General features: G+C 52.1%; 16 protein-coding genes and 2 tRNA genes. 10 read left to right on the top strand and 8 right to left on the bottom strand.

Annotated elements, in window-relative coordinates; genetic code table 11:
• Positions 1-103: 103 nt before the first annotated feature.
• The 3 genes from mog (at position 104) to KK062_RS04210 (ending at position 3572) form a co-directional block, all read left to right on the top strand.
• Positions 104-634: a molybdopterin adenylyltransferase gene (mog, locus tag KK062_RS04220; protein WP_254083001.1), complete on the top strand. Its 531-nt coding sequence runs from the start codon at positions 104-106 to the stop codon at positions 632-634.
• A 24-nt stretch (positions 635-658) separates the two neighbouring features.
• The gene (locus KK062_RS04215; protein ID WP_254083000.1) at positions 659-1639 is read left to right on the top strand and encodes a M23 family metallopeptidase; all 981 of its coding nucleotides are present in this window, start codon (positions 659-661) and stop codon (positions 1637-1639) included.
• A 493-nt stretch (positions 1640-2132) separates the two neighbouring features.
• Positions 2133-3572 (top strand): hypothetical protein, encoded by a 1440-nt coding sequence (locus tag KK062_RS04210; RefSeq protein ID WP_254082999.1) that lies wholly within the window; start codon positions 2133-2135, stop codon positions 3570-3572.
• Positions 3573-4513: 941 nt separating this feature from the next.
• Here the strand turns inward: KK062_RS04210 and KK062_RS04205 are convergent.
• The 5 genes from KK062_RS04205 to cysC form a co-directional block, all read right to left on the bottom strand.
• Positions 4514-7075: a TonB-dependent receptor gene (locus KK062_RS04205; protein WP_254082998.1), complete on the bottom strand. Its 2562-nt coding sequence runs from the start codon at positions 7073-7075 to the stop codon at positions 4514-4516.
• Between the two features lie 387 nt (positions 7076-7462).
• Positions 7463-8224, bottom strand: a complete 762-nt coding sequence (cysQ, locus tag KK062_RS04200; RefSeq protein ID WP_254082997.1) for a 3'(2'),5'-bisphosphate nucleotidase CysQ — start codon at positions 8222-8224, stop codon at positions 7463-7465.
• Positions 8224-9480, bottom strand: coding sequence for a sulfate adenylyltransferase subunit CysN (gene cysN, locus KK062_RS04195; protein WP_254082996.1), 1257 nt, complete (start codon positions 9478-9480; stop codon positions 8224-8226). The genes cysQ and cysN overlap by 1 nt, the downstream gene beginning before the upstream one ends.
• 22 nt (positions 9481-9502) lie before the next feature.
• Entirely contained in the window at positions 9503-10411 is a 909-nt protein-coding gene (gene cysD, locus KK062_RS04190) for a sulfate adenylyltransferase subunit CysD (RefSeq protein WP_254082995.1), read from the bottom strand.
• Between the two features lie 34 nt (positions 10412-10445).
• The gene (gene cysC / locus KK062_RS04185; protein ID WP_254082994.1) at positions 10446-11048 is read right to left on the bottom strand and encodes an adenylyl-sulfate kinase; all 603 of its coding nucleotides are present in this window, start codon (positions 11046-11048) and stop codon (positions 10446-10448) included.
• A 248-nt stretch (positions 11049-11296) separates the two neighbouring features.
• Here cysC and KK062_RS04180 point away from each other — a divergent pair, with 248 nt between their 5' ends.
• The gene (locus KK062_RS04180) at positions 11297-11533 is read left to right on the top strand and encodes a hypothetical protein (RefSeq protein WP_254082993.1); all 237 of its coding nucleotides are present in this window, start codon (positions 11297-11299) and stop codon (positions 11531-11533) included.
• Positions 11534-11536: 3 nt separating this feature from the next.
• Complete coding sequence (locus KK062_RS04175; protein WP_254082992.1) at positions 11537-12163, top strand: hypothetical protein; 627 nt, start codon at positions 11537-11539, stop codon at positions 12161-12163.
• A gap of 145 nt (positions 12164-12308) precedes the next feature.
• On the opposite strand, the gene kdsA is transcribed toward KK062_RS04175, so the two are convergent.
• Both kdsA and KK062_RS04165 read right to left on the bottom strand, forming a co-directional pair.
• Entirely contained in the window at positions 12309-13142 is an 834-nt protein-coding gene (gene kdsA / locus KK062_RS04170) for a 3-deoxy-8-phosphooctulonate synthase (protein ID WP_254082991.1), read from the bottom strand.
• Positions 13143-13162: 20 nt separating this feature from the next.
• Positions 13163-13702, bottom strand: coding sequence for a KdsC family phosphatase (locus KK062_RS04165; protein ID WP_254082990.1), 540 nt, complete (start codon positions 13700-13702; stop codon positions 13163-13165).
• A 133-nt stretch (positions 13703-13835) separates the two neighbouring features.
• Between KK062_RS04165 and KK062_RS04160 the strand changes: the two genes are divergently transcribed.
• From KK062_RS04160 to KK062_RS04140, 5 genes are all read left to right on the top strand, one after another.
• Positions 13836-16280: a penicillin acylase family protein gene (locus KK062_RS04160; protein WP_254082989.1), complete on the top strand. Its 2445-nt coding sequence runs from the start codon at positions 13836-13838 to the stop codon at positions 16278-16280.
• Positions 16277-16633: a hypothetical protein gene (locus tag KK062_RS04155; RefSeq protein WP_254082988.1), complete on the top strand. Its 357-nt coding sequence runs from the start codon at positions 16277-16279 to the stop codon at positions 16631-16633. The genes KK062_RS04160 and KK062_RS04155 overlap by 4 nt, the downstream gene beginning before the upstream one ends.
• A 138-nt stretch (positions 16634-16771) precedes the next feature.
• Positions 16772-16860: transfer RNA gene (locus KK062_RS04150), tRNA-Ser, on the top strand.
• Positions 16861-16892: 32 nt separating this feature from the next.
• The gene (locus KK062_RS04145; RefSeq protein WP_254082987.1) at positions 16893-17243 is read left to right on the top strand and encodes a four helix bundle protein; all 351 of its coding nucleotides are present in this window, start codon (positions 16893-16895) and stop codon (positions 17241-17243) included.
• An 18-nt stretch (positions 17244-17261) separates the two neighbouring features.
• A tRNA-Arg gene (locus KK062_RS04140) sits at positions 17262-17335 on the top strand.
• A 333-nt stretch (positions 17336-17668) separates the two neighbouring features.
• On the opposite strand, the gene KK062_RS04135 is transcribed toward KK062_RS04140, so the two are convergent.
• Positions 17669-18940: a cation:proton antiporter gene (locus KK062_RS04135; RefSeq protein ID WP_254082986.1), complete on the bottom strand. Its 1272-nt coding sequence runs from the start codon at positions 18938-18940 to the stop codon at positions 17669-17671.
• Between the last annotated feature and the right edge of the window lie 228 nt (positions 18941-19168).

Raw genomic sequence — 19168 nt, 5'->3', positions numbered from 1 at the left:
TGAAGACTGGCATTTGGGGTAGGTCCAAGTCGCCCTCCCTTCGGTCGGAAGACTTGAACCAGAACGCAGCAATCATTAATGTTGCCATGTCAAATCGCCCGACATGACCATTCGCATAGGCATTATTAATGTTTCAGATCGCGCCAGCCAGGGAATCTATGAAGATATCCCCGGCAAGGCCATCGCCCAGACTTTACAAGAATACCTGACCAGCCCCTGGGAACAGGAATATGCCGTGATTCCGGATGAGCAGCACCTGATCGAGCAGACGATGATCGACATGGCCGACAATCGCGGCTGCTGCCTGATCATTACCTCGGGTGGCACCGGCCCTGCCTTGCGCGATGTTACGCCGGAGGCCACCGAAGCGGTTTGCCAAAAGATGCTGCCGGGCTTCGGAGAGTTGATGCGGGCAAAAAGTCTTACATACGTACCCACAGCCATTCTTTCGCGCCAGACTGCCGGTATCAGAAACCAGACATTAATCGTAAATTTACCTGGGAAACCAAAGGCCATCCGGCAGTGCCTGGATGCCGTCTTCCCAGCGATACCATATTGCATTGACCTGCTGGAAGGACCGTTTATCGAGTGTAACAGCGCTATTATGCCGGTTTTCCGGCCGCAATCTAGTTAATTTGCAGACCTACTTGTAGTTACCATGGCCAGAATCAAGTATTACTACGATACAGAAACCTGTAAGTACGAACGTGTAAAAACGAAGACCAGCGATGTGGTCATGAATGCGCTGGGCATCCTTTCCCTCACCATGATCATGGCCGTCGGCCTGATGATCCTGTTTACCAATTATTTCGAATCGCCCAAAGAGCTCATTCTCAAAAACGAGATCAAAGAGCTGGAATATTATTACGACAACCTCAGCCAGGACGTTCAGAATATGAACAACATCCTGGGCGCCATCGAGCACCGCGACGACAACATTTACCGCGTGGTATTGGGCGCCGAGCCCATCGACAAATCCATCCGCGATGCCGGCGTGGGTGGCGTAGACCGTTATAAAGACATCCGCGAAAAAAACATCGATCACGAAGAAGTTGTCCTGGACCTCAACGAGAAGGTCGACCTGCTTCGCCGTAAGATCTACATCGAGTCTAAGTCACAGGACGAAGTGGTGAAGATGGCTGAAAAGAAAGAGAAGCTCTACGCGGCCATCCCCGCCATACAGCCCATCTCCAACAAACAGCTGGTGGCCCTGGCCTCTGGCTTTGGCTGGCGTACACACCCCATTTACAAAGTGAAAAAGCTCCACACCGGCATCGACTTCGCCGCCTCCATCGGCACGCCGATTTACGCCACCGCCGACGGCACTGTAGCCGAAGTCAGCGTCAAGTTTAGTGGCTATGGCAAAATGGTAGAAGTCAACCACGGCTTCGGCTACCGCACGCGCTACGCGCACATGCACGAGTTTGCCGTGCGCTCCGGCCAAACCATAAAACGCGGCGACCTCATTGGTTACGTCGGCAACACCGGCCTCTCCACCGCCCCCCACCTGCACTACGAAGTGCTGATCAATGGCGACCACGTAGACCCGGTACACTATTTTTACAACGACCTCACGGCCGCTGAATACGAGAAGGTACTGGAGCTCGCCTCGATCGAGAACCAGTCGCTGGGTCTGTAAACCGCCGGGGAAACGATATCACGATCAATCATCTGAGGGCGCTCCACACGGGCGTCCTCTTTTATGCTCCCAAGCATCTGGGGCGACATAGCGCTCGCCAAATCGATCGATCCTTTTCCCCGACACAGAAGTCGCTATTATTTTGTGGTATTTTTTACGATGCCGGGGTGATTTTCCCGAGACCTGGCGTCCCTTCATAGGACATTTTTTAAAGGATTCGTTGTTCGCTACGTAAGAAGCCCTGAAAAATCCGGTATAAAGCTCACTAATAGCCAGGATATAGAATAGATATCCAATATATTATTAAGTATTATTTAACAGATATTCAAGTATTATATAGCTATTGAACATCCCCTTTTCAACTACTTTTTTTTAAAATTTAATTTATATAGTATATCGACAATTGCCTATCATTCCGTACATTCGATTCAGACACCGTTAAAAGTTTGAATGTTGTCGAAAATCCCTCTCGTTACCCTAAAACCAATCGACTATGCCTTTTCTCGAAGGACCCTTTGCCTTTACCGGCACGTTAGACCAGTTCAGCGCTTACCGCATGCGCGGCGTCGACAAGATTGTCGTTCGGCGCAAGGGCGGGCCCAGTGCCGAAAAAGTAAAAACGAGCCCCAGCTTTAAAAATACCCGTCACACCATGTCGGAGTTCGGCGGGTGCTCGCGCCACGGCAGCTATGTGCGGATGGCAATGCTGCAGATCCGCCACCTGTCGGACTATAATTTTGGCAGTGACATCAACAGCATCCTGCGCCAGGTACAATTGCGTGACGGCACCGGCGAATGGGGTCGCCGCCGGATCACGCTCTCCGAACACACACGCATGCTCGAAGGATTTTCAACGATGCGAAAGGCGCCCAGCTTCGACTCCATTGTGCGCACGCCGGTATACTATACCATGGATCGCACCAATCGTTCCGCCCGTATTGAAATTCCCGAGCTGATGCGCGACATCAACTATTTCCCACAGAATAACCACGCGATGTTTCGCCTGACGGTTACGCTTGGCATTGTACCGGATGTGGCGTTTGATGTCTCCGCCAAAGAGTATCTGCCCCCTACCTGGTACGACAGAGCCTATTATTCCAAAAGTATTTCGACAATGTGGAACCCTTCGTTGGAAGGAATGGAAAGTACAATACTGGACGTGGCTATGGATGCGCTTCCGCCCGATGACCGGTGGACGTTGATGTTGTCGATTGGCATTGAATATGGTGCATTCCGGGAATATGGGGAGATCAAAGCAGTGGCAAGGGTTGGTGCGGCGAAGATCCTGGCATTGCGCGGGAAAGATACTGCGTCTGGTGGTGGAGTTGGGGGTGATGGGATTGGGAAGGAAGCGGTGCAGTCGGTGAGTGAGGTGGTGATTGGGGATGTGCCGGTAGTGGAAGTCGAGCAGGGGCCGGAAGGATATGTATATGCGATGAAGGCCCCTGTGGCGGAAATATCGGAGAGCAGGGTTTATCGTTATACTATATCAACTGAAGATGTAGACTGTACGGCAGATACGAGCACAAATACCGCTGTTATGCCGCGGCCTGTGGTACGTAGCAGGGGCAAGTTTAATCCCGACTTGCCCGGTGAACTTGCGACTACCCTTGTTGCTGACCTCTTGATTGTCGGGCCGGCCCATATAAAGCAAAAGAGGGCACCCGACAGGTACCCTCTTTATTATCCTAATACGATTGGTAATTACTTCACAAAGCGAATGTATTTACCATCTTTCTTAATCATCACAAACGTCTCCGTCCCTGCAGTGCCGGTATACACCGCGAAGGTCACAGCATACTTCTGTCCTTCGTCAGCATCCGGGAAAAGGCTGTTTAGCAAGAAATCCAACCCTGCCTCTACCTCGGCGTCAGTCCACTCGTTGGCAGCGCCCCTGCGGCGGTCGAAGTTACCATATTGGTTGGCGTTCTGAGCATCGGAGTTGTCGAGGCCTTTGTTGGCGGCAATTGACTTGTAGTCAGCAACAGCGAGCGTATAGGTCTTGGTATTGTCCGGAGCCCAGGCGGTACCGTCATGACCGAATTGCAGAGTCACCGGGATCACATCTGTTTGACCTACCCATTTCGTGCCGTCGTAAATAGTCAGGGCTATGGCGTCTTCTGTCACGCGCGTGCCACCTTCGGGCACATAGGTATACTGATACAACCCCATGCGGGCATCACCCACAGCGGCAAACGGATATTTCTGGTTAAACATCACTGCGATGCGTGTGATCGCCGTGGTGCGGTTGTCGAAATTGTCGAACGACTGTCCCATAAAGCGGTAGTCTGCTTTCGTAACGATGTACGGCAGGTACCAGGCTTTGTTGTAGTTAACCACCTTGCTGACCGAGTCGACTTTAGTTGGGGCATTATACTTCAGCAACAGCATATCCAGATCAGTGGCGGTCGGCCATGCGTATGCGGCCGCCTTCAGAACATCGGCTTCGTTTTGCAGGGTGTGCGCGGACTCCCTGATGGAGTCATAGCCCGCGATGCTCATCGTATAGTTCTTTTTCTTTTGAATCCGAACCGGTGCATACAGCTTGTATGTCACCAACGCCTGCGAGCCATCACCCAACAACGGAAACCGCGTAGACAGGATTTGCGGAATAAACCGGCCGGCCTCTTCAGGCGAGCTGAAGTCTTTGTTTTCCGCGATGTCCGCACCGCCGTCTACCGTCGCCAGCAGCTCGTAGTCGGCGTCGGCCAGCGTATAGTCAAACTCCTTTGTATCGAACGGAACCTCTCCTGCTTTTTCGGCATCCAGCTCGTCATAATAGTCTTCATAAGGATCGCACGCGAAGACAGCCAGCAGCGAGGCAATGCCCGCCATATATTTGAAATAATTCTTCATGTCAACAGTGTTTTCGGATTAGAAATTAATTTTCAAGCCCAGGCTCCAGGTACGGCCAAAGCCGTAGTACACCAGTGCCGTATTCCAGTCGCTGTTAGAACCGTCGTTGGCGTTCTTGATGTTGTCGGTATCGAACAGGTTATACACGTTGCCCGACAGCGTACCGTTAACGCCTTCCGAGATCGCAAACTTGTACGTAGCGTTCAGGTCCACCAGGCCGAAGTCAGGCATCTTCCAGGGGTCTTTGCCGCTGTAGCTTTCGTTGCTGCGCGTCAACGCGTCGTAGTATGCGTAGTTATTTGCAAAATACGTATAGTCAAAGGCCAGGTTGAAGTCGTTGAAAAGCTCATAGCGCGCACCCAGCGCAGCGGTGGTCTGCGCCGATCCGCCCACGTGGGTATCTTTAATGTAGAGGTTTACGGTAGCAACCTGTACCTGTTGGTCGTTGAATACCGGCACGTCCGTCAGGTTGTTCTGCCATCTCCAGTCACCTATCGACAGCATACCGTTCAGGGTCAGATTGCTGGTAGGCGTTGCCTTCAGGTCGATCTCCACGCCTTTGTGAACGGCGTTTACGCCCAGGATGTTTGCCGTTAGGGCCGGGCTTCCCGGCACGGCCGGTGCAACGTTCTGCGCAAAGAACTTGTCCGCCCAGCGGGTGTAGTATACGTTGGCATTTGCCGTCAGGATGCCACTGCGATAGCCGTAGCCGAGCTCGAAGCTGGTGATCTTTTCGGGTTCTGCATCTTTATTCACGTCGTTCCTGAAGTTACGGAATACAGCATCCACAAAAGGAGCGCGCTCGAAGTAGCCGATGTTGGCAAACACGTTGTGGTTGTCGGTCAGGTTGTAGTTAGCACCACCTTTTGCACCCCAGCCAAAGAAGTTGTAGTACGGAGTTTCCTGGTTCGGATCAGTGTCCAGGTAGTTGAAGTAATCTTTGCGCTTGTAGCTGGTGTTCGAACCTTGCAGCGTAACGAAGGTCGTCAGCTTGTCCATGGAATATTCACCTTGAATGAAGGCACCTTCCCACAGTACAACGTTATCGTTGTTGTACAGGATCTTGTCGCCTTCTTTGGCATAGCTCATCGGATTGTTCTTGTTCGTTTTATCCAGGTAATGCTGGCCATTAAGCAGGTCGGTCAGCTCCGTAAAATGCTCGCCGTAGTAGTAGCGAAAATCAAGCCCCCCGAGGACGTTTAAATTAGAGCTTACTTGTTTATTCAGCGTCGAGAGTACACCATACCATTTGTGGTCGTTACGCGAAGCACGCAGAATGGCGCGTGAACCGGCAGCACCGGCAGCTTCGTTCAGGTCCATGATGGCGTCGAAGTCGATCGCGCCATCCGTGCGTTGCGAGTTGAACAAGGCCGTCTCGCCTGTGGTACCACCACCACCACCTGTGCCGAATGATGCGTACGCTACCGTGGACAATTCTGTCGTTTCGTTGATTGTCCAGTAATGGTTCAGCGAGAACAACGGCTTGGTATAGAAGTTATCTTCTGCCCATACCACTTCGCCATTCTTATAGCCCCAGTCCGGGTTGTAGCGGATACCACGCTTGTTATCTTGAATTGTCGAGATCAACGAGCGGTTCTGACGCTGACCGTGACGCTGCTGCGCACCCAGTGCCGTGAACGTGATCTCGTGCTGCGTGTTGAATTTCTTCGCGATGTTCACATAGTATTCGTAGCCGCTGAATTGTGTGCCGTCCGCATAGCCATCGCCTTTTGTCTGACCCAAGGACAGCGACAACGCAAAGCCTTTTTCCGACAAGCCTGTATTTAGGGCCAGCGTTTGTTTCTGATAGTTGTTGTTCCCTACGCCATAGAAAATGCTACCACCGCGCTGCGCAGCGGAAGCCTTCGAGATTACGTTGATGGTACCACCTACTGAAGGGATGGCCACTTTCGAGGCACCCAAACCGCGTTGCACCTGTACAGTACCCGCCGCATTGGCCAGACCTACCCAGTTAGACCAATACACCGTACCGTTCTCCATATCGTTTACCGGGATACCGTTGATCAGTACACCGACGTTTGTGCTTTCAAAACCACGAATGGTGATTTGCGAGTCGCCATAACCACCCCCCGCTTTGTTTACATACACACCGGGTGTGGTCTGTAAGATTTCCGGAAATTCCTGGTTGCCCAGTTTGGTTTCAATCGCTTCCGCGCGTACAGTCGACAGCGCCACCGGGGTTTTCCGGTCGATACCGATCGAGGCTACGATGCTGATCTCGTCCAGACCGATCGCTTCGCTCGCCAGTCGGATCGTTCCGGCATTGACTGCCTTGTCCGCTGTAACCGTTACGGTTACTTCTTTCGAGGTATAGCCAATAAATGAAATCGTAATGGTTGCCGATCCGACAGGAACGCCTTCGAGTGTGAATTTACCATCGGCATCCGTGGTAACACCAGTCGACGTCCCCTTCAGCAAAACGCTGGCACCAACAACGGTTTCATCCGTCTCATTGTCGACCACGGCTCCTCGAACGGAACCGCTTTGTGCGAGTGATACAGTCGCCGTAAGCAGCATCAGGCCGATGCTCACACAGGCGAAACGTAAAATTTTCCCCATAACTTTTATTTAGGTTAAGTTTAAGTTGCAGGCGTAAAAATACCCGACCCGTCAGAGAATAAGTTTACTCGACGTTTAAATCTTTCCATGATTTATTGACATTGCGATAACATTGCGCATACAAACGATTACTGTATAAATCATTGATTGACGGGCATTGACGAAGATAAATAGTTTAGCGTACACTTAAACAAAAGATTCTACCGCGCGTCGGGTATATACCCGCTTATATCGTTTGTACAACACAGAATCAGGCATCTTGAACTCAACTAAATATTTCAATAACATTACAAAAAAAGCTGTAGCTAAATTTCTACACCCTCAATTCACCAACAAAAAAAACGCACAGGGAGTGCCTGTGCGTTTTTTTCCTGATACATACTAAAGCTATATCACTAAAAACGAAGGATTTAATAAGGAAGGTTTGTTATACACCAGCTCCTCCTCCAGTCCTGCCTCCAGGATGCGCAGACCGGTCTCATGCAAAATGACATGCGGAGCCGCAGTGTCCCACTCCATCGTGGGCGCATAACGGGGGTACACATCCGCGGCACCCTCCGCCAACAGCAAAAATTTCAAGCTACTGCCTTTGGACAACAGCGACGGCGCCTCCAGCGCATCCACAAAGTCTTTCGTTTCGGCATTCATGTACGAACGCGAGGCCACTACGCGCAAGCGCGGTTGATCCAATGTAACCGACGTGCGACGCGTCAGCGCCTCCACCTTCTCTGCGCGCATGCGAAACGCGCCGTGACCCTCCACGGCGTAATATACATCTCCTGAAACGGGCACAGCCACCACGCCCAGCACGGGGCGTTGCTGATGGATAATGGCGATGTTTACCGTAAACTCACCATTGCGTTTTAAAAACTCTTTTGTGCCATCCAGGGGGTCGACCATCCAGAAGTATGGCAGGTCTTTGCGCGTATCATAGGGCATCTCTTTGCCTTCTTCGCTCAACACAAAAAGGCCGGCGGGCGCCAGATGCTCCGCAATGACCGCGTGCGCCAGCTTGTCCGCACGGGTGACGGGCGATTGGTCGCCTTTGGCTTCTGCCTGAAAATCGCCGGAGGTATATACGTCCAGAATTACCTGGCAGGCTTCGCGGGCGGCGCGAAGTGCAATGGGCAACAATGCGTGCAGATCCATCAAACGATCATGCCCGCCGCGACGGTTTCGTTGGTACTTTCGTCTACCAGGATCACACTGCCCGTAATGCGGTTCTTGCGATAGCTGTCGATCAGCAGCGGCTGCGCCGTGCGGATTTTTACGCGGGCAATATCGTTCATCACCAGTTGTTCGATGTTCTCCAGGCGGTGCAGCGAGTTGATGTCGAGCTTGTATTGAATCTCTTTCAGCACACCGCGGACTTCCCGCGAGGTGTGGCGTATATAAAGCTTGGCATTCAGGTTGACGGGTCGCTGGTTCATCCAGCACAACATCAGGTCAACATCTTGCTCGGCTTGCGGTTGGTTGTTGGGCTTGGCAATGATATCGCCACGGCTGATGTCGATCTCGTCTTCCAGCGTCAGCGTAACCGACATCGGCGCAAAGGCCTCTTCGAGCAACTCGTTGCCCAAATGGATCGCCTTTACCCTGGATTGAAAACCCGAAGGCAGCACCGTTACATCGTCGCCGGGACGGAAGATACCGCCGGCTACGCGGCCTGCATAGCCACGAAAGTCGTGATGCTCTTTCGACTGCGGACGTACCACGTATTGCACGGGGAAGCGGCTGTCGATATGGTTATGATCGCTTTCAATATGTACGGATTCAAGCATGTGCAGCAGCGTCGCACCCTGGTACCAGCTCATGGCCTCCGAGCGGTTTACGACGTTGTCGCCCGCCAGCGCGCTGATGGGCACAAACTGTATGTCGGATACCTCGAGCTTCGCGGAGAAAGCTTTGTACTCCGCCACGATACGATCATATACAGACTGGTCGTATTCCACCAGGTCCATTTTATTCACGCATACAATGATGTGCGGGATCTTCAGCAGCGAAGCGATAAACGAGTGGCGATAGGTCTGCTCGACCAACCCTTTACGCGCATCGATCAGGATCAACGCGAGGTTGGCGGTAGAAGCCCCCGTCACCATGTTGCGGGTATATTGAATATGACCCGGTGTATCGGCAATGATGAATTTACGTTTGGGGGTGGCAAAGTAGCGATAGGCCACATCGATGGTGATGCCCTGCTCACGCTCGGACTTCAAGCCATCGGTCAGCAGCGACAAGTCTACATAGTCGAATCCTTTCCTGGCGCTGGAAGCTTCCACGGCGGCAAGCTGGTCTTCAAAAATGGACTTGCTGTCGTACAACAGGCGACCGATCAGGGTGCTCTTGCCGTCGTCTACACTGCCGGCTGTTGTAAAACGCAGAAGCTGATTATTGATATTGCTCATGGTGGTGGTAGTAGTGTGTGGTTTAGAAGTATCCTGATTTTTTCCGGTCTTCCATGGCGGTCTCCGAGCGCTTGTCATCGGCGCGCGTGCCCCGCTCCGTCTTCCGCGAAGAGGCTACTTCTTCAATAATTTTTTCGACCGTGTCGGCATACGATTCTACTGCGCCCGTGATCGGCATGTCACCGCACGTACGGAAGCGCACGATACGCTTCACCGGAATTTCCCCTGGCTTCAGCTTCAGCCACGGCGACGTCGACAGTAAGGCGCCGTCGCGTTCGATCACCTCGCGCTCGTGCGACAGGTAAAGCGTTGGGATCGGAATGTTCTCGCTATAGATGTATTGCCACACGTCCATCTCCGTCCAGTTCGAGATCGGGAACACACGGAAGTGCTCGCCAATGTGTTTGCGGCCATTAAACAGGTTCCACAGCTCGGGGCGCTGGTTCTTAGGATCCCACTGACCGAACTCATCGCGGTGTGAGAAGAAACGTTCTTTGGCACGGGCCTTCTCTTCGTCACGGCGGGCGCCACCCATGGCCGCATCGAATTTATGTTGCTCGATGGTATCGAGCAGTGTGACGGTTTGCAGGGCATTGCGACTGGCGTTGATACCGGTCTCTTCGCGTGCGCGGCCCTTGTCAATGCTTTCTTGCACGGAGCCTACGATAAGCTTTACCCCGAGCTCATTTACCAGCCAGTCGCGGTACTCCATCGTCTCGGGAAAGTTATGCCCGGTATCGATGTGCACCAGCGGAAATGGAATACGTGCCGGCGCGAACGCCTTGCGTGATAAATAGGCTAAGACTATAGAATCCTTTCCGCCCGAAAACAGCAGTGCAGGTTTTTCAAACTGGGCGACAACTTCACGGATCACAAAGATCGCTTCAGCTTCCAGCTCTTTTAAGTGACTCAGGTAATATGGATTACTCATGTTCTAAAATTCAGGTCATTCACATCTATAACATCTACACAATCGCCTTCAGGCTGATCCGGCTGCGGATAAACGAAAGCAACATTTCCATTGATTCTTCCACATTCTGCAAATGCGTGGGAATATGTACATCAGGCTGCACGGGCGGCTCATAGGGTGAGTCGATACCGGTAAAGTTTTTGACTTCGCCGGCACGTGCCTTTTTATACAGCCCCTTCACGTCGCGCTGCTCGCATACCTCCAGCGGCGCATCGACAAACACTTCTACGAAATTCTCTGCTCCCACAATCGACCGTACTTGCTCGCGGTCTGCGGCAAACGGCGAGATAAAAGCCGACAGTACGATAATGCCTGCGTCCACAAACAACCGCGACACTTCGCCAATGCGGCGGATGTTCTCCACGCGGCCTTCGTCTGTAAACGACAGGTCTTTGTTCAAACCATTCCGGATGTTGTCGCCGTCCAGCAAATACGTTTTAAAGCCCTGCTGGTGCAGGTGCGCTTCGAGCTGCACGGCCAGCGTGGACTTGCCCGACCCGGAGAGGCCGGTGAACCAAAGGACAACCGGGCGCTGCTGCAGCAATGCCTCACGCTGAACAGGGCTGACCTTAGTTTGTATGGGATAAATATGATTCACGATGATGCAGAAAGTTGGTGGTGGACAAATACGGTGCGGGGATGAGCCGGGAGGCTCAACACAGATAACAACAACAATGAATATGCACCTCTTTCATAAAAACCACTAATCTGGTAGATATTACAAAGGTAAAACGAATGCCTTAGTCTGCAAGGAAAAAAATGGAAAGGTTAGGGGAAATTCAATCGTACAAACACTCGGTAGTACTGAATTTCCCCTTTTATGAAAAACGGAGGTAATCTAGAAATTTGGCAAAAGTGTATTTTTTACTGGCACTTGGACGCAAAATGCCTATTTTTGATCTATTCGTTACAATAAATGATAGCCCAATGAGCCAGAAAGAAAGAGAAGAGTTTGCCAAAAAGGCGGTTGCACACAGGAAAAAGGTTACAGCCACAGCTGCTTCTTCAAAGAAATTTCTAATTACCATCGGTGTGTTGACACCTGCAGGTAATATCCGCAAACGGGCCAGGCAGTCAGCCTAACTCATGTACAACAGTCGTCCAGGCTTAGTACTTGGATTTCACGGCACGGATCAATCAATCGTAGACAAAGTAGCCGCAGGTAAGGAAGGCCTAAAACCCAGTGTTAATAAATGGGATTGGCTAGGTTACGGCATTTACTTTTGGGAACACAGTCAGGAGCGCGCCCTGGAATTTGCAAAAAATGCAAAATTGGTCAATCCTAAGTCGAAAATTCAGAAGCCGGCGGTTATTGGCGCTGTCATTGACTTGAGCCATTGCTTAGACTTACTCGACTATAACAATTTCTCCTTTCTGCGAGAAGCCTACAAAACGGTGCTCGGTACCCACTCCAAAGCTGGAATACCAACAAATAAGTCCGCTCCGAATTCAAATCCTGATGATTTTATCTATCGGGCGCTTGACTGCGCCGTTCTTGAAGCGGTTCATGACATCAACAGGGAAGGTGGCATGCGCCCTTTCGACTCGGTACGTTCCGTGTTTTGGGAAGGAGATCATGTTTATCCGGAGGCGGGCTTCAAGGACAAAAATCACATTCAAATCTGCATCCGGAATCCGAATTGTATCAAGGGCTATTTTGTCCCACGGCAAGAAGTTGGCTTTAACGGCAAGGTTGAAAAATCGCTGCACTAAAACAGCATAGCTCTGCCCGCTGCTTCCATAATACCCAAGCCATAAATGGCTACAAAAAGAAAAACCAGACAACATAACTGTCTGGCTTTCTCGCTCTTCCTCTAAGGCTAGAACCTAGGCCCTGATCAACAGGCCTGGGAGTGGCTTAGTGATGCAGCGTATGCAACTCCCAATACCGTTTCAGCATCACCAGGAAGTCCTCCATCTGGTGCAGCGGGATCATGTTGGGGCCATCGCTCAAGGCCTTTTCAGGATTCGGGTGTGTTTCAATGAAGAAACCGTCGACGCCTGCAGCGGCCGCGGCGCGGGCCAGGAACGGCGCAAACTCACGTTGGCCACCGGATGAGCCTCCCATGCCTCCCGGCTGTTGCACGGAGTGGGTGACGTCAAAAATCACCGGGGTGTACTGGCGCATGATCGGCAGCGAGCGCATATCCACCACCAGCGTGTGGTAGCCAAAGCTGGCACCACGTTCCGTTAAGAATACATTGTTGTTGCCTTCGCCGCGCACTTTGTCCACGGCGTATTTCATGTCTTCGGGCGCCATGAACTGGCCCTTCTTGATCTTCACAGCTTTGCCGGTACGGGCGGCAGCTTTCAGCAGGTCCGTCTGCCGGCACAGGAACGCCGGGATCTGCAGCACGTCGGCTACCTCGGCAGCTTCCGCGCACTGGTACGACTCGTGCACGTCTGTGACGATCGGCACTTGCAGGTCTTTCTTCACGCGACGCAGAATATCCAACCCACCCTCTACACTCGGTCCACGGTAGGAACCCGACGAGGTGCGGTTGGCTTTGTCAAACGACGACTTGAATACATATGAAATGTCGAGCTTCTCGCACAAGGCTTTTACCTGTGTGCCGGTCTCCATACAAATGTCGTAGCTCTCGGCCGCGCACGGGCCGCCGAACAGCACCATGCGTTCGCCCCCCAGAGTGATCCGGTCAGCGATCTGTACAGTATCTTTAAACTTATCCATAGGTTATTTTCTTCGTTAGTCTACACTTCCAGGATCTTATCAAACTCCCCGCGTGCCGACAGCACCAGGTCGCCTACTTCGCGCAGCACGCCGCGGCCGCCTTTGGCGAACGTTACCAGGTGCACACGGTCTTTGATATAGTCGAACGTATCCGCCGGACATACGCTCAAGCCTGCCCGGCTGAGTGTGGTCAGGTCGTTGATATCGTCGCCGATAAATGCAATTTCCTTTAACTTCAACTTATAGTGCTTGGCGAGCTTCTCAAACGTAGAGGCCTTATCCATAATACCCTGGTGGCAGAAATCTACCTTGAGCTCGGCACAACGCCTGGCCGTAGCGCCCGAATCGCGGCCGGAGATTGCCCCGGTCAGGATACCCGCCCGCTTCAGATGTGAAATGATCTGCCCGTCCTTGACATTGAAGTTTTTGATCTCCCGGCCGTTCTCGTCGTAAATGATCTTACTGTCGGTCAGTACGCCGTCCACATCAAAGAAGATCGCCTTGATCAGGCCCGCCCGGTGGACCTGTTCCTTGGTGTATTTGGATAAAATCTGTTTCAAACGATTTAGCTAAATTTTTTCGTGGAAAATTCACCCGAAAATTAGGAAAAGCTTTCTATTTTGAACGGAAAAGTTTGAGCCGGCCCCGCTCACGGCTTTAAACGCGACATTATTATTCCGGAACCGCCCTTACATGCGCTTAATTAAGTTCTCCGTCTCCTTTGCCATTACCCTGGCACTCGTGTATTTCCTGGACAACCGCTGGGTGATTGGCAAAGCTCCCCTCCCACCGCTGGGGAAGCTACTCGACCCCTTCCACGGCTTCTGGCAAAACATCGAGCCCACGGGCGCCAAGCCGCCCACCGAGTTGCATATACCCGGCTTACAGGACAAAGTCACCCTCGTCTTCGACAGCCTGGCCATACCCCACATCTTCGCCTCGAACGAGGCCGACCTGTACCTGGCGCAGGGCTATGTCACCGCCATGCACCGCCTTTGGCAAATGGAAATTCAGACGCATGCCGCCGCGGGCCGCGTGTCCGAGATCGCCGGCCCGGTAGCCCTTGAAAATGATCGCTACATGCGCCGCCTCGGCATGACCTTTGGCGCGCAGCATGCCTACGAAACGATGATGAAGAATGACACGACCCGGAGGATGATCGAAAAATATGCCGAAGGCATCAACGCCTATATCCAATCGCTGCACTACAGCGACCTGGCCTTCGAATACAAACTCCTGGACTATCGGCCGGAACCGTGGACACCCCTGAAGTCAGCGCTGCTGCTCAAGAACATGGCCTATAGCCTCTGCATGCGTGACAAGGATCTCGAAATGACCAATGCCCTACAGCTCTTCGGCCCCGAGGTAGTGGACCTGCTATATCCCGACCAGGAAGCCGCAGGCGAGCCCATCGTCGACCAGCCCGGCAGTTGGAAATTTACCAACGTACTGTCCGACTCGATCCCCCTGGCCTTGCCAAAGGAACTGATCCAGGTAAAAAAGAAACCCGGCGCCGACCCGACGACGGGCAGCAACAACTGGGCCGTGCACGGCAGCAAGACGGCCACCGGTTCGCCCATGCTTTGCAACGACCCGCACCTGAACCTGTCGCTGCCGTCACTGTGGTACGTTGTACAGCTTCATGGCCCGGGCACCAACTGCATGGGTGCTTCGCTGCCCGGTACCCCGGGCATCATCATCGGCTTTACCGACTCCGTGGCGTGGGGCGTGACCAATGCACAGCGCGACCTCATCGATTGGTTCCGCATTACCTATAAAGACAGCAGCCGCCAGAAATACCGCCTCGACGAACGTTGGGCCGATACCCGTGCCGTTGTGGAGACCATCCACGTCCGCGGTGAAGACCCGGTATCCGACACTGTGTATTATACCCACTGGGGCCCCATCACCTACGACCACACGTTCAAGGCCAACAACGACCACGCCGACTATGCCTTCCGTTGGATTGCCCACGATCCGTCGCTGGAGCTGTTGACCTTTTACAAGCTAAACCGCGCGCGCAGCTTCGACGATTATAAAAAAGCACTCAACACCTACCAGGCGCCGGCCCAGAACTTTGTCTTCGCCTCCGTGCAGGGCGATGTGGCCATGCGCATACAGGGTAAATTCCCGGCGCGCCGTAAGAACGAAGGTCGCTTTGTACTCGACGGCAGCCTCCACACCAACGGCTGGCAAGCCTTTATACCCGTGGAGCAAAACATAGCTTATCGCAATCCACCGCGTGGCTTTGTAAGCTCGGCCAACCAATATCCGGTTGACAACACTTACCCGTATTACATTACCGCGCCTTCCTGGGAAGCGTATCGCAATCGCCGCATCAACAGCGTATTGACCCAGGACACGAGCATTACCGTGTCCGACATGATGGCCCTGCAGACCGACAACTACAATCTCAAAGCCGCCGAAAGCCTGCCGACCTGGCTCAAACAACTGGACTCCACCCGCCTCTCCCCTGCCGAGATGACGGCCTTCGATATTCTAAAAGCCTGGAACTATACCAACACGGCCGACGCCGAAGGCGCCGCGTATTACGAAGCCTGGTGGGACAGCATGTATCCCAGCCTGATCTGGGACGAGCTGAGCAAAGGCGATACCTTGCTGGAGTATCCGACTACCTATACCACCCTCAAGCTGATGCGGGAAAAGCCGGACCTGGCTTTCTTTGATATTCAGCAGACACCGCAAAAAGAAACCGTCACCGACATCATTCGCCTGGCGTTTGCCAAAAGCGTGCAAAGTGTCGAGCAGTGGAAAAAAGAACATGCCGGCAGCACCAAGGTGCCGTGGGGCGCCTACAAGGACAGCCGCATCAATCACTTGCTGCGCCTGGAGCCGCTTAGCGTGGCCGTCAACGCCGGTGGTAATCACGACATCGTCAATGCATTTTCCAAAACGCATGGTCCTTCGTGGAGAATGATCGTGAGCCTGGAGAAAAGCGGCGTCAAAGCCTGGGGTGTATACCCCGGTGGCCAATCGGGCAACCCGGGCAGTCCGCACTACGCCGACATGATCGACACGTGGACCAATGGGAAATATCCCGCGCTACATTTCTTACAAACTGCCGGCCAGTCGGCCGACAAGTTTTCCTCTATTGTGCTAACACCTTCTGAACAATGAAATTCCTGCTGCAGCTGATTGTCATTTTTGTACTGGCCTACGTACTCGAGTTATTCTTCCCGTGGTACGTCATCGTCGTGGCCGCTTTCTTTGCCGGGTATGTTGTGCGCTCGCGGGCAAATTTCCTCGCCGGGTTCCTGGCCATTGCCGGACTGTGGGTGTGGAAGGCCTGGATGATCGACGGTGAAGCATCGACGGATTTGAGCACACGCGTGGCGCGTATCTTTACCCTGCAAGACAACACATTGCTGTTTGTCATCACGGCATTGGTGGGTGGACTGGTGGGTGGATTTGCCGCCTTGTCGGGCGCGTTGTTGCGACCGGCCAAGAAGAAATGGTATGAGAAACGATAAACTATTTGGCATCCGCTTGCGATAGTTTACGGGCAACTTCTATATTTGCACTTCCTTTTTGAAAAAGCCCGTTTTTGAGGCCAAAAGGCAATCTTAAAAGACTGCAGGCCCTGTAAGCGCAAAGAGGACACATAACACGGAGAGGTGGGTGAGTGGCTGAAACCAACAGTTTGCTAAACTGTCGTACTGGGCAACCGGTACCGGGGGTTCGAATCCCCCCCTCTCCGCTCGTGGTTGGGATAATGATTAAGCCAGCGCCATGTTTGATTTTGAGAAATTAGAGGTCTACCAAATCGCCAAAACACTGGTGACGGATTCACTAAAGATCGTTTTCTCAAGTGAGAAGATGGATCCTTACATCAAGGATCAGTGGAGAAAAGCCTGCATGGATATTCTTCTCAACCTGGCCGAAGGCACCGGCCGGATGACAACGGCCGACAAAAAGCATTATATCACCATATCCCGCAGTGCCGTTTTTGAATGCGTGGCCATTCTGCAAGTACTGGGCGAACTGGGGATGATTCCCCTGGCACAAGCGCAAGACTTGTACGAGCGCTACGAGAAAGTCTCCAAGATGCTGCTCGGCATGTACAGAAGTCACACCGAGTAAGACAACAAGGTATATCCAGGTCCGATAGCTCAACTGGATAGAGCATCAGCCTTCTAAGCTGACGGTTCGGGGTTCGAGTCCCTGTCGGATCACAAGCCGAAACCCAATACTGCTGATAACGTTCAAATCGTCAGCGTATTCGGTTGGCCCAACTATACCAGCAGGAAAACGCTGGAAAACATTGGGCCAATGTGTCACAAGGCGCCCAATCCCGGCAGTAAATCAATGGCGATTTTTAAGAGCTACTACCGCTAACAGCACCAAGTCTTTTCTTCCGCATCTTTTCCGTTGATCATTTCGTAAACTTCTCTTTTGGAGTCACGCCCGGCGGCCCCCGTAATCATAACGCCGCACGCCGGGACGCCCGCGGCAAACATCGAAGCATTATCCGACTTGGCTCTGACTATACATATAAATAGGTGATGTCAGGGATGTTTCTCAACACTAGCTATGGTTTTCGCAGCTGAAAATCCGTGTATTACAATAGAGCAGAGCACTATAAATGACACGACACACCACAGTTCCGCGGCATTTTCAAAAGGCGCTTCGTTTAATGCAAATGCAAGATAAAACAATGAGCCAACACCCTTAATTCCAAAGAAGCTTATTATCGCCTTCTCCCTCCCAGGCAGCCTGGCACGCATAACAGCGAAATACGCGCACAATGGTCTTACTACAACGATGGACACTAGCCCAAATAACACTAACGGCCAATTAAGAATGGATAAAATACCATACGAAATGCTGCCTCCAAATAAAATCAAAACGATTGCCACCAGTATCCTCTCGATCTGATCCGAAAAAGCATGAAGCTTCTTATGATATTCATGATCCATTTCAGAGTTCCGAAGCGTCACTGCGCAAACGAAGACCGCTAAAAATCCATAGCCATGGATCAGCTCCGTAACCCCGTATACAAGTAACGTCGCAGATAGGGCGACAAATCCATCGGCTGGCGTATCAAGTGTTGTTTTCTTCGGCAAATGGAATAGTAAATACGCCAGCGCTTTCCCGATCAGAAAACCGGTTACCAGACCGATGCCAATTTTAAAAACTACATCATCAATGACCCAATTAGCGATTTTTCCAGCATCAAAGGTAGAAGCGGACAATCCTATCGCCAGCCAGGTGAATGGAAACGCCATGCTATCGTTTAGGCCGCCTTCAGCAGTCAGCGCAAAGCGAACATTACTTCTCGTTTTTTCTAATGGCGGGCCAACTTGAACATCCGAGGCAAGCACGGGGTCTGTCGGGGCCAAAGCAGCTCCAAGAAGTATCGCCGACGGAATGCTGAACCCCAACCAAAAGTAGCCGAGCAAGGCAGTAATGGCAATACTCAACAACATCGTTATGCTGACCAGACGTAGCGGAATAGACCATTCCTTAATGGAAAATCGTTCATCAATCTTCAAGCCGGTCCCCATCAGCGAAACTAGCACAACCAGTTCAGTGAGTCTCAAAGTGATGTCAACCTGCTTGGTAGGATTTGGCTCAGGCAGCGTTCGGACAAAAGCGTAAAGCGTAAAGCCCACGATAACGTACAGCACGGCATACGAAATCTTTAATTTTTGAGTTATTGCGGGCATCCAGGCCATAGCAAGCGCCGCGGTACCAACTATAGCAAGAATAACAATGTAATTATTCACCAATAACCAGCATGAAAAAACAATGCCTAAAAGCACTACCACATTAACCATTAATTCTTACAATGATAGAGGCGGGCCATTGCTTACGTTTTCTGCGCTGTTCCTAACCGTTAACCATTCTTCACAAGAAAGGGATGGGAATAGGACTGGCCACATCAAAAGACCCAAAAATGCATCAATTAGCCATCGAGGCCCCAGCGAGCCCGAAGGTCGAGCCCCTTCAGATTGCATTATCCATTGTCGACCAATCGGCCACCGGCGATATCCCGCCACCATTTG

It is taken from the genome of Dawidia cretensis, from assembly GCF_018598175.1.
GTDB classification, from domain to species: domain Bacteria; phylum Bacteroidota; class Bacteroidia; order Cytophagales; family Cyclobacteriaceae; genus Ohtaekwangia; species Ohtaekwangia cretensis.
This window is presented reverse-complemented; position numbering and strand designations above follow the sequence as displayed.

Excerpts from the sequence above, each read along its gene's own strand:
- mog (WP_254083001.1), top strand. The coding sequence starts at position 104 with ATGACCATTCGCATAGGCATTATTAATGTTTCAGATCGCGCCAGCCAG.
- KK062_RS04215 (WP_254083000.1), top strand. The coding sequence starts at position 659 with ATGGCCAGAATCAAGTATTACTACGATACAGAAACCTGTAAGTACGAA.
- KK062_RS04210 (WP_254082999.1), top strand. The coding sequence starts at position 2,133 with ATGCCTTTTCTCGAAGGACCCTTTGCCTTTACCGGCACGTTAGACCAG.
- KK062_RS04205 (WP_254082998.1), bottom strand. The coding sequence starts at position 7,075 with ATGGGGAAAATTTTACGTTTCGCCTGTGTGAGCATCGGCCTGATGCTG.
- cysQ (WP_254082997.1), bottom strand. The coding sequence starts at position 8,224 with ATGGATCTGCACGCATTGTTGCCCATTGCACTTCGCGCCGCCCGCGAA.
- cysN (WP_254082996.1), bottom strand. The coding sequence starts at position 9,480 with ATGAGCAATATCAATAATCAGCTTCTGCGTTTTACAACAGCCGGCAGT.
- cysD (WP_254082995.1), bottom strand. The coding sequence starts at position 10,411 with ATGAGTAATCCATATTACCTGAGTCACTTAAAAGAGCTGGAAGCTGAA.
- KK062_RS04175 (WP_254082992.1), top strand. The coding sequence starts at position 11,537 with ATGTACAACAGTCGTCCAGGCTTAGTACTTGGATTTCACGGCACGGAT.
- kdsA (WP_254082991.1), bottom strand. The coding sequence starts at position 13,142 with ATGGATAAGTTTAAAGATACTGTACAGATCGCTGACCGGATCACTCTG.
- KK062_RS04160 (WP_254082989.1), top strand. The coding sequence starts at position 13,836 with ATGCGCTTAATTAAGTTCTCCGTCTCCTTTGCCATTACCCTGGCACTC.
- KK062_RS04155 (WP_254082988.1), top strand. The coding sequence starts at position 16,277 with ATGAAATTCCTGCTGCAGCTGATTGTCATTTTTGTACTGGCCTACGTA.
- KK062_RS04145 (WP_254082987.1), top strand. The coding sequence starts at position 16,893 with ATGTTTGATTTTGAGAAATTAGAGGTCTACCAAATCGCCAAAACACTG.
- KK062_RS04135 (WP_254082986.1), bottom strand. The coding sequence starts at position 18,940 with ATGGTTAATGTGGTAGTGCTTTTAGGCATTGTTTTTTCATGCTGGTTA.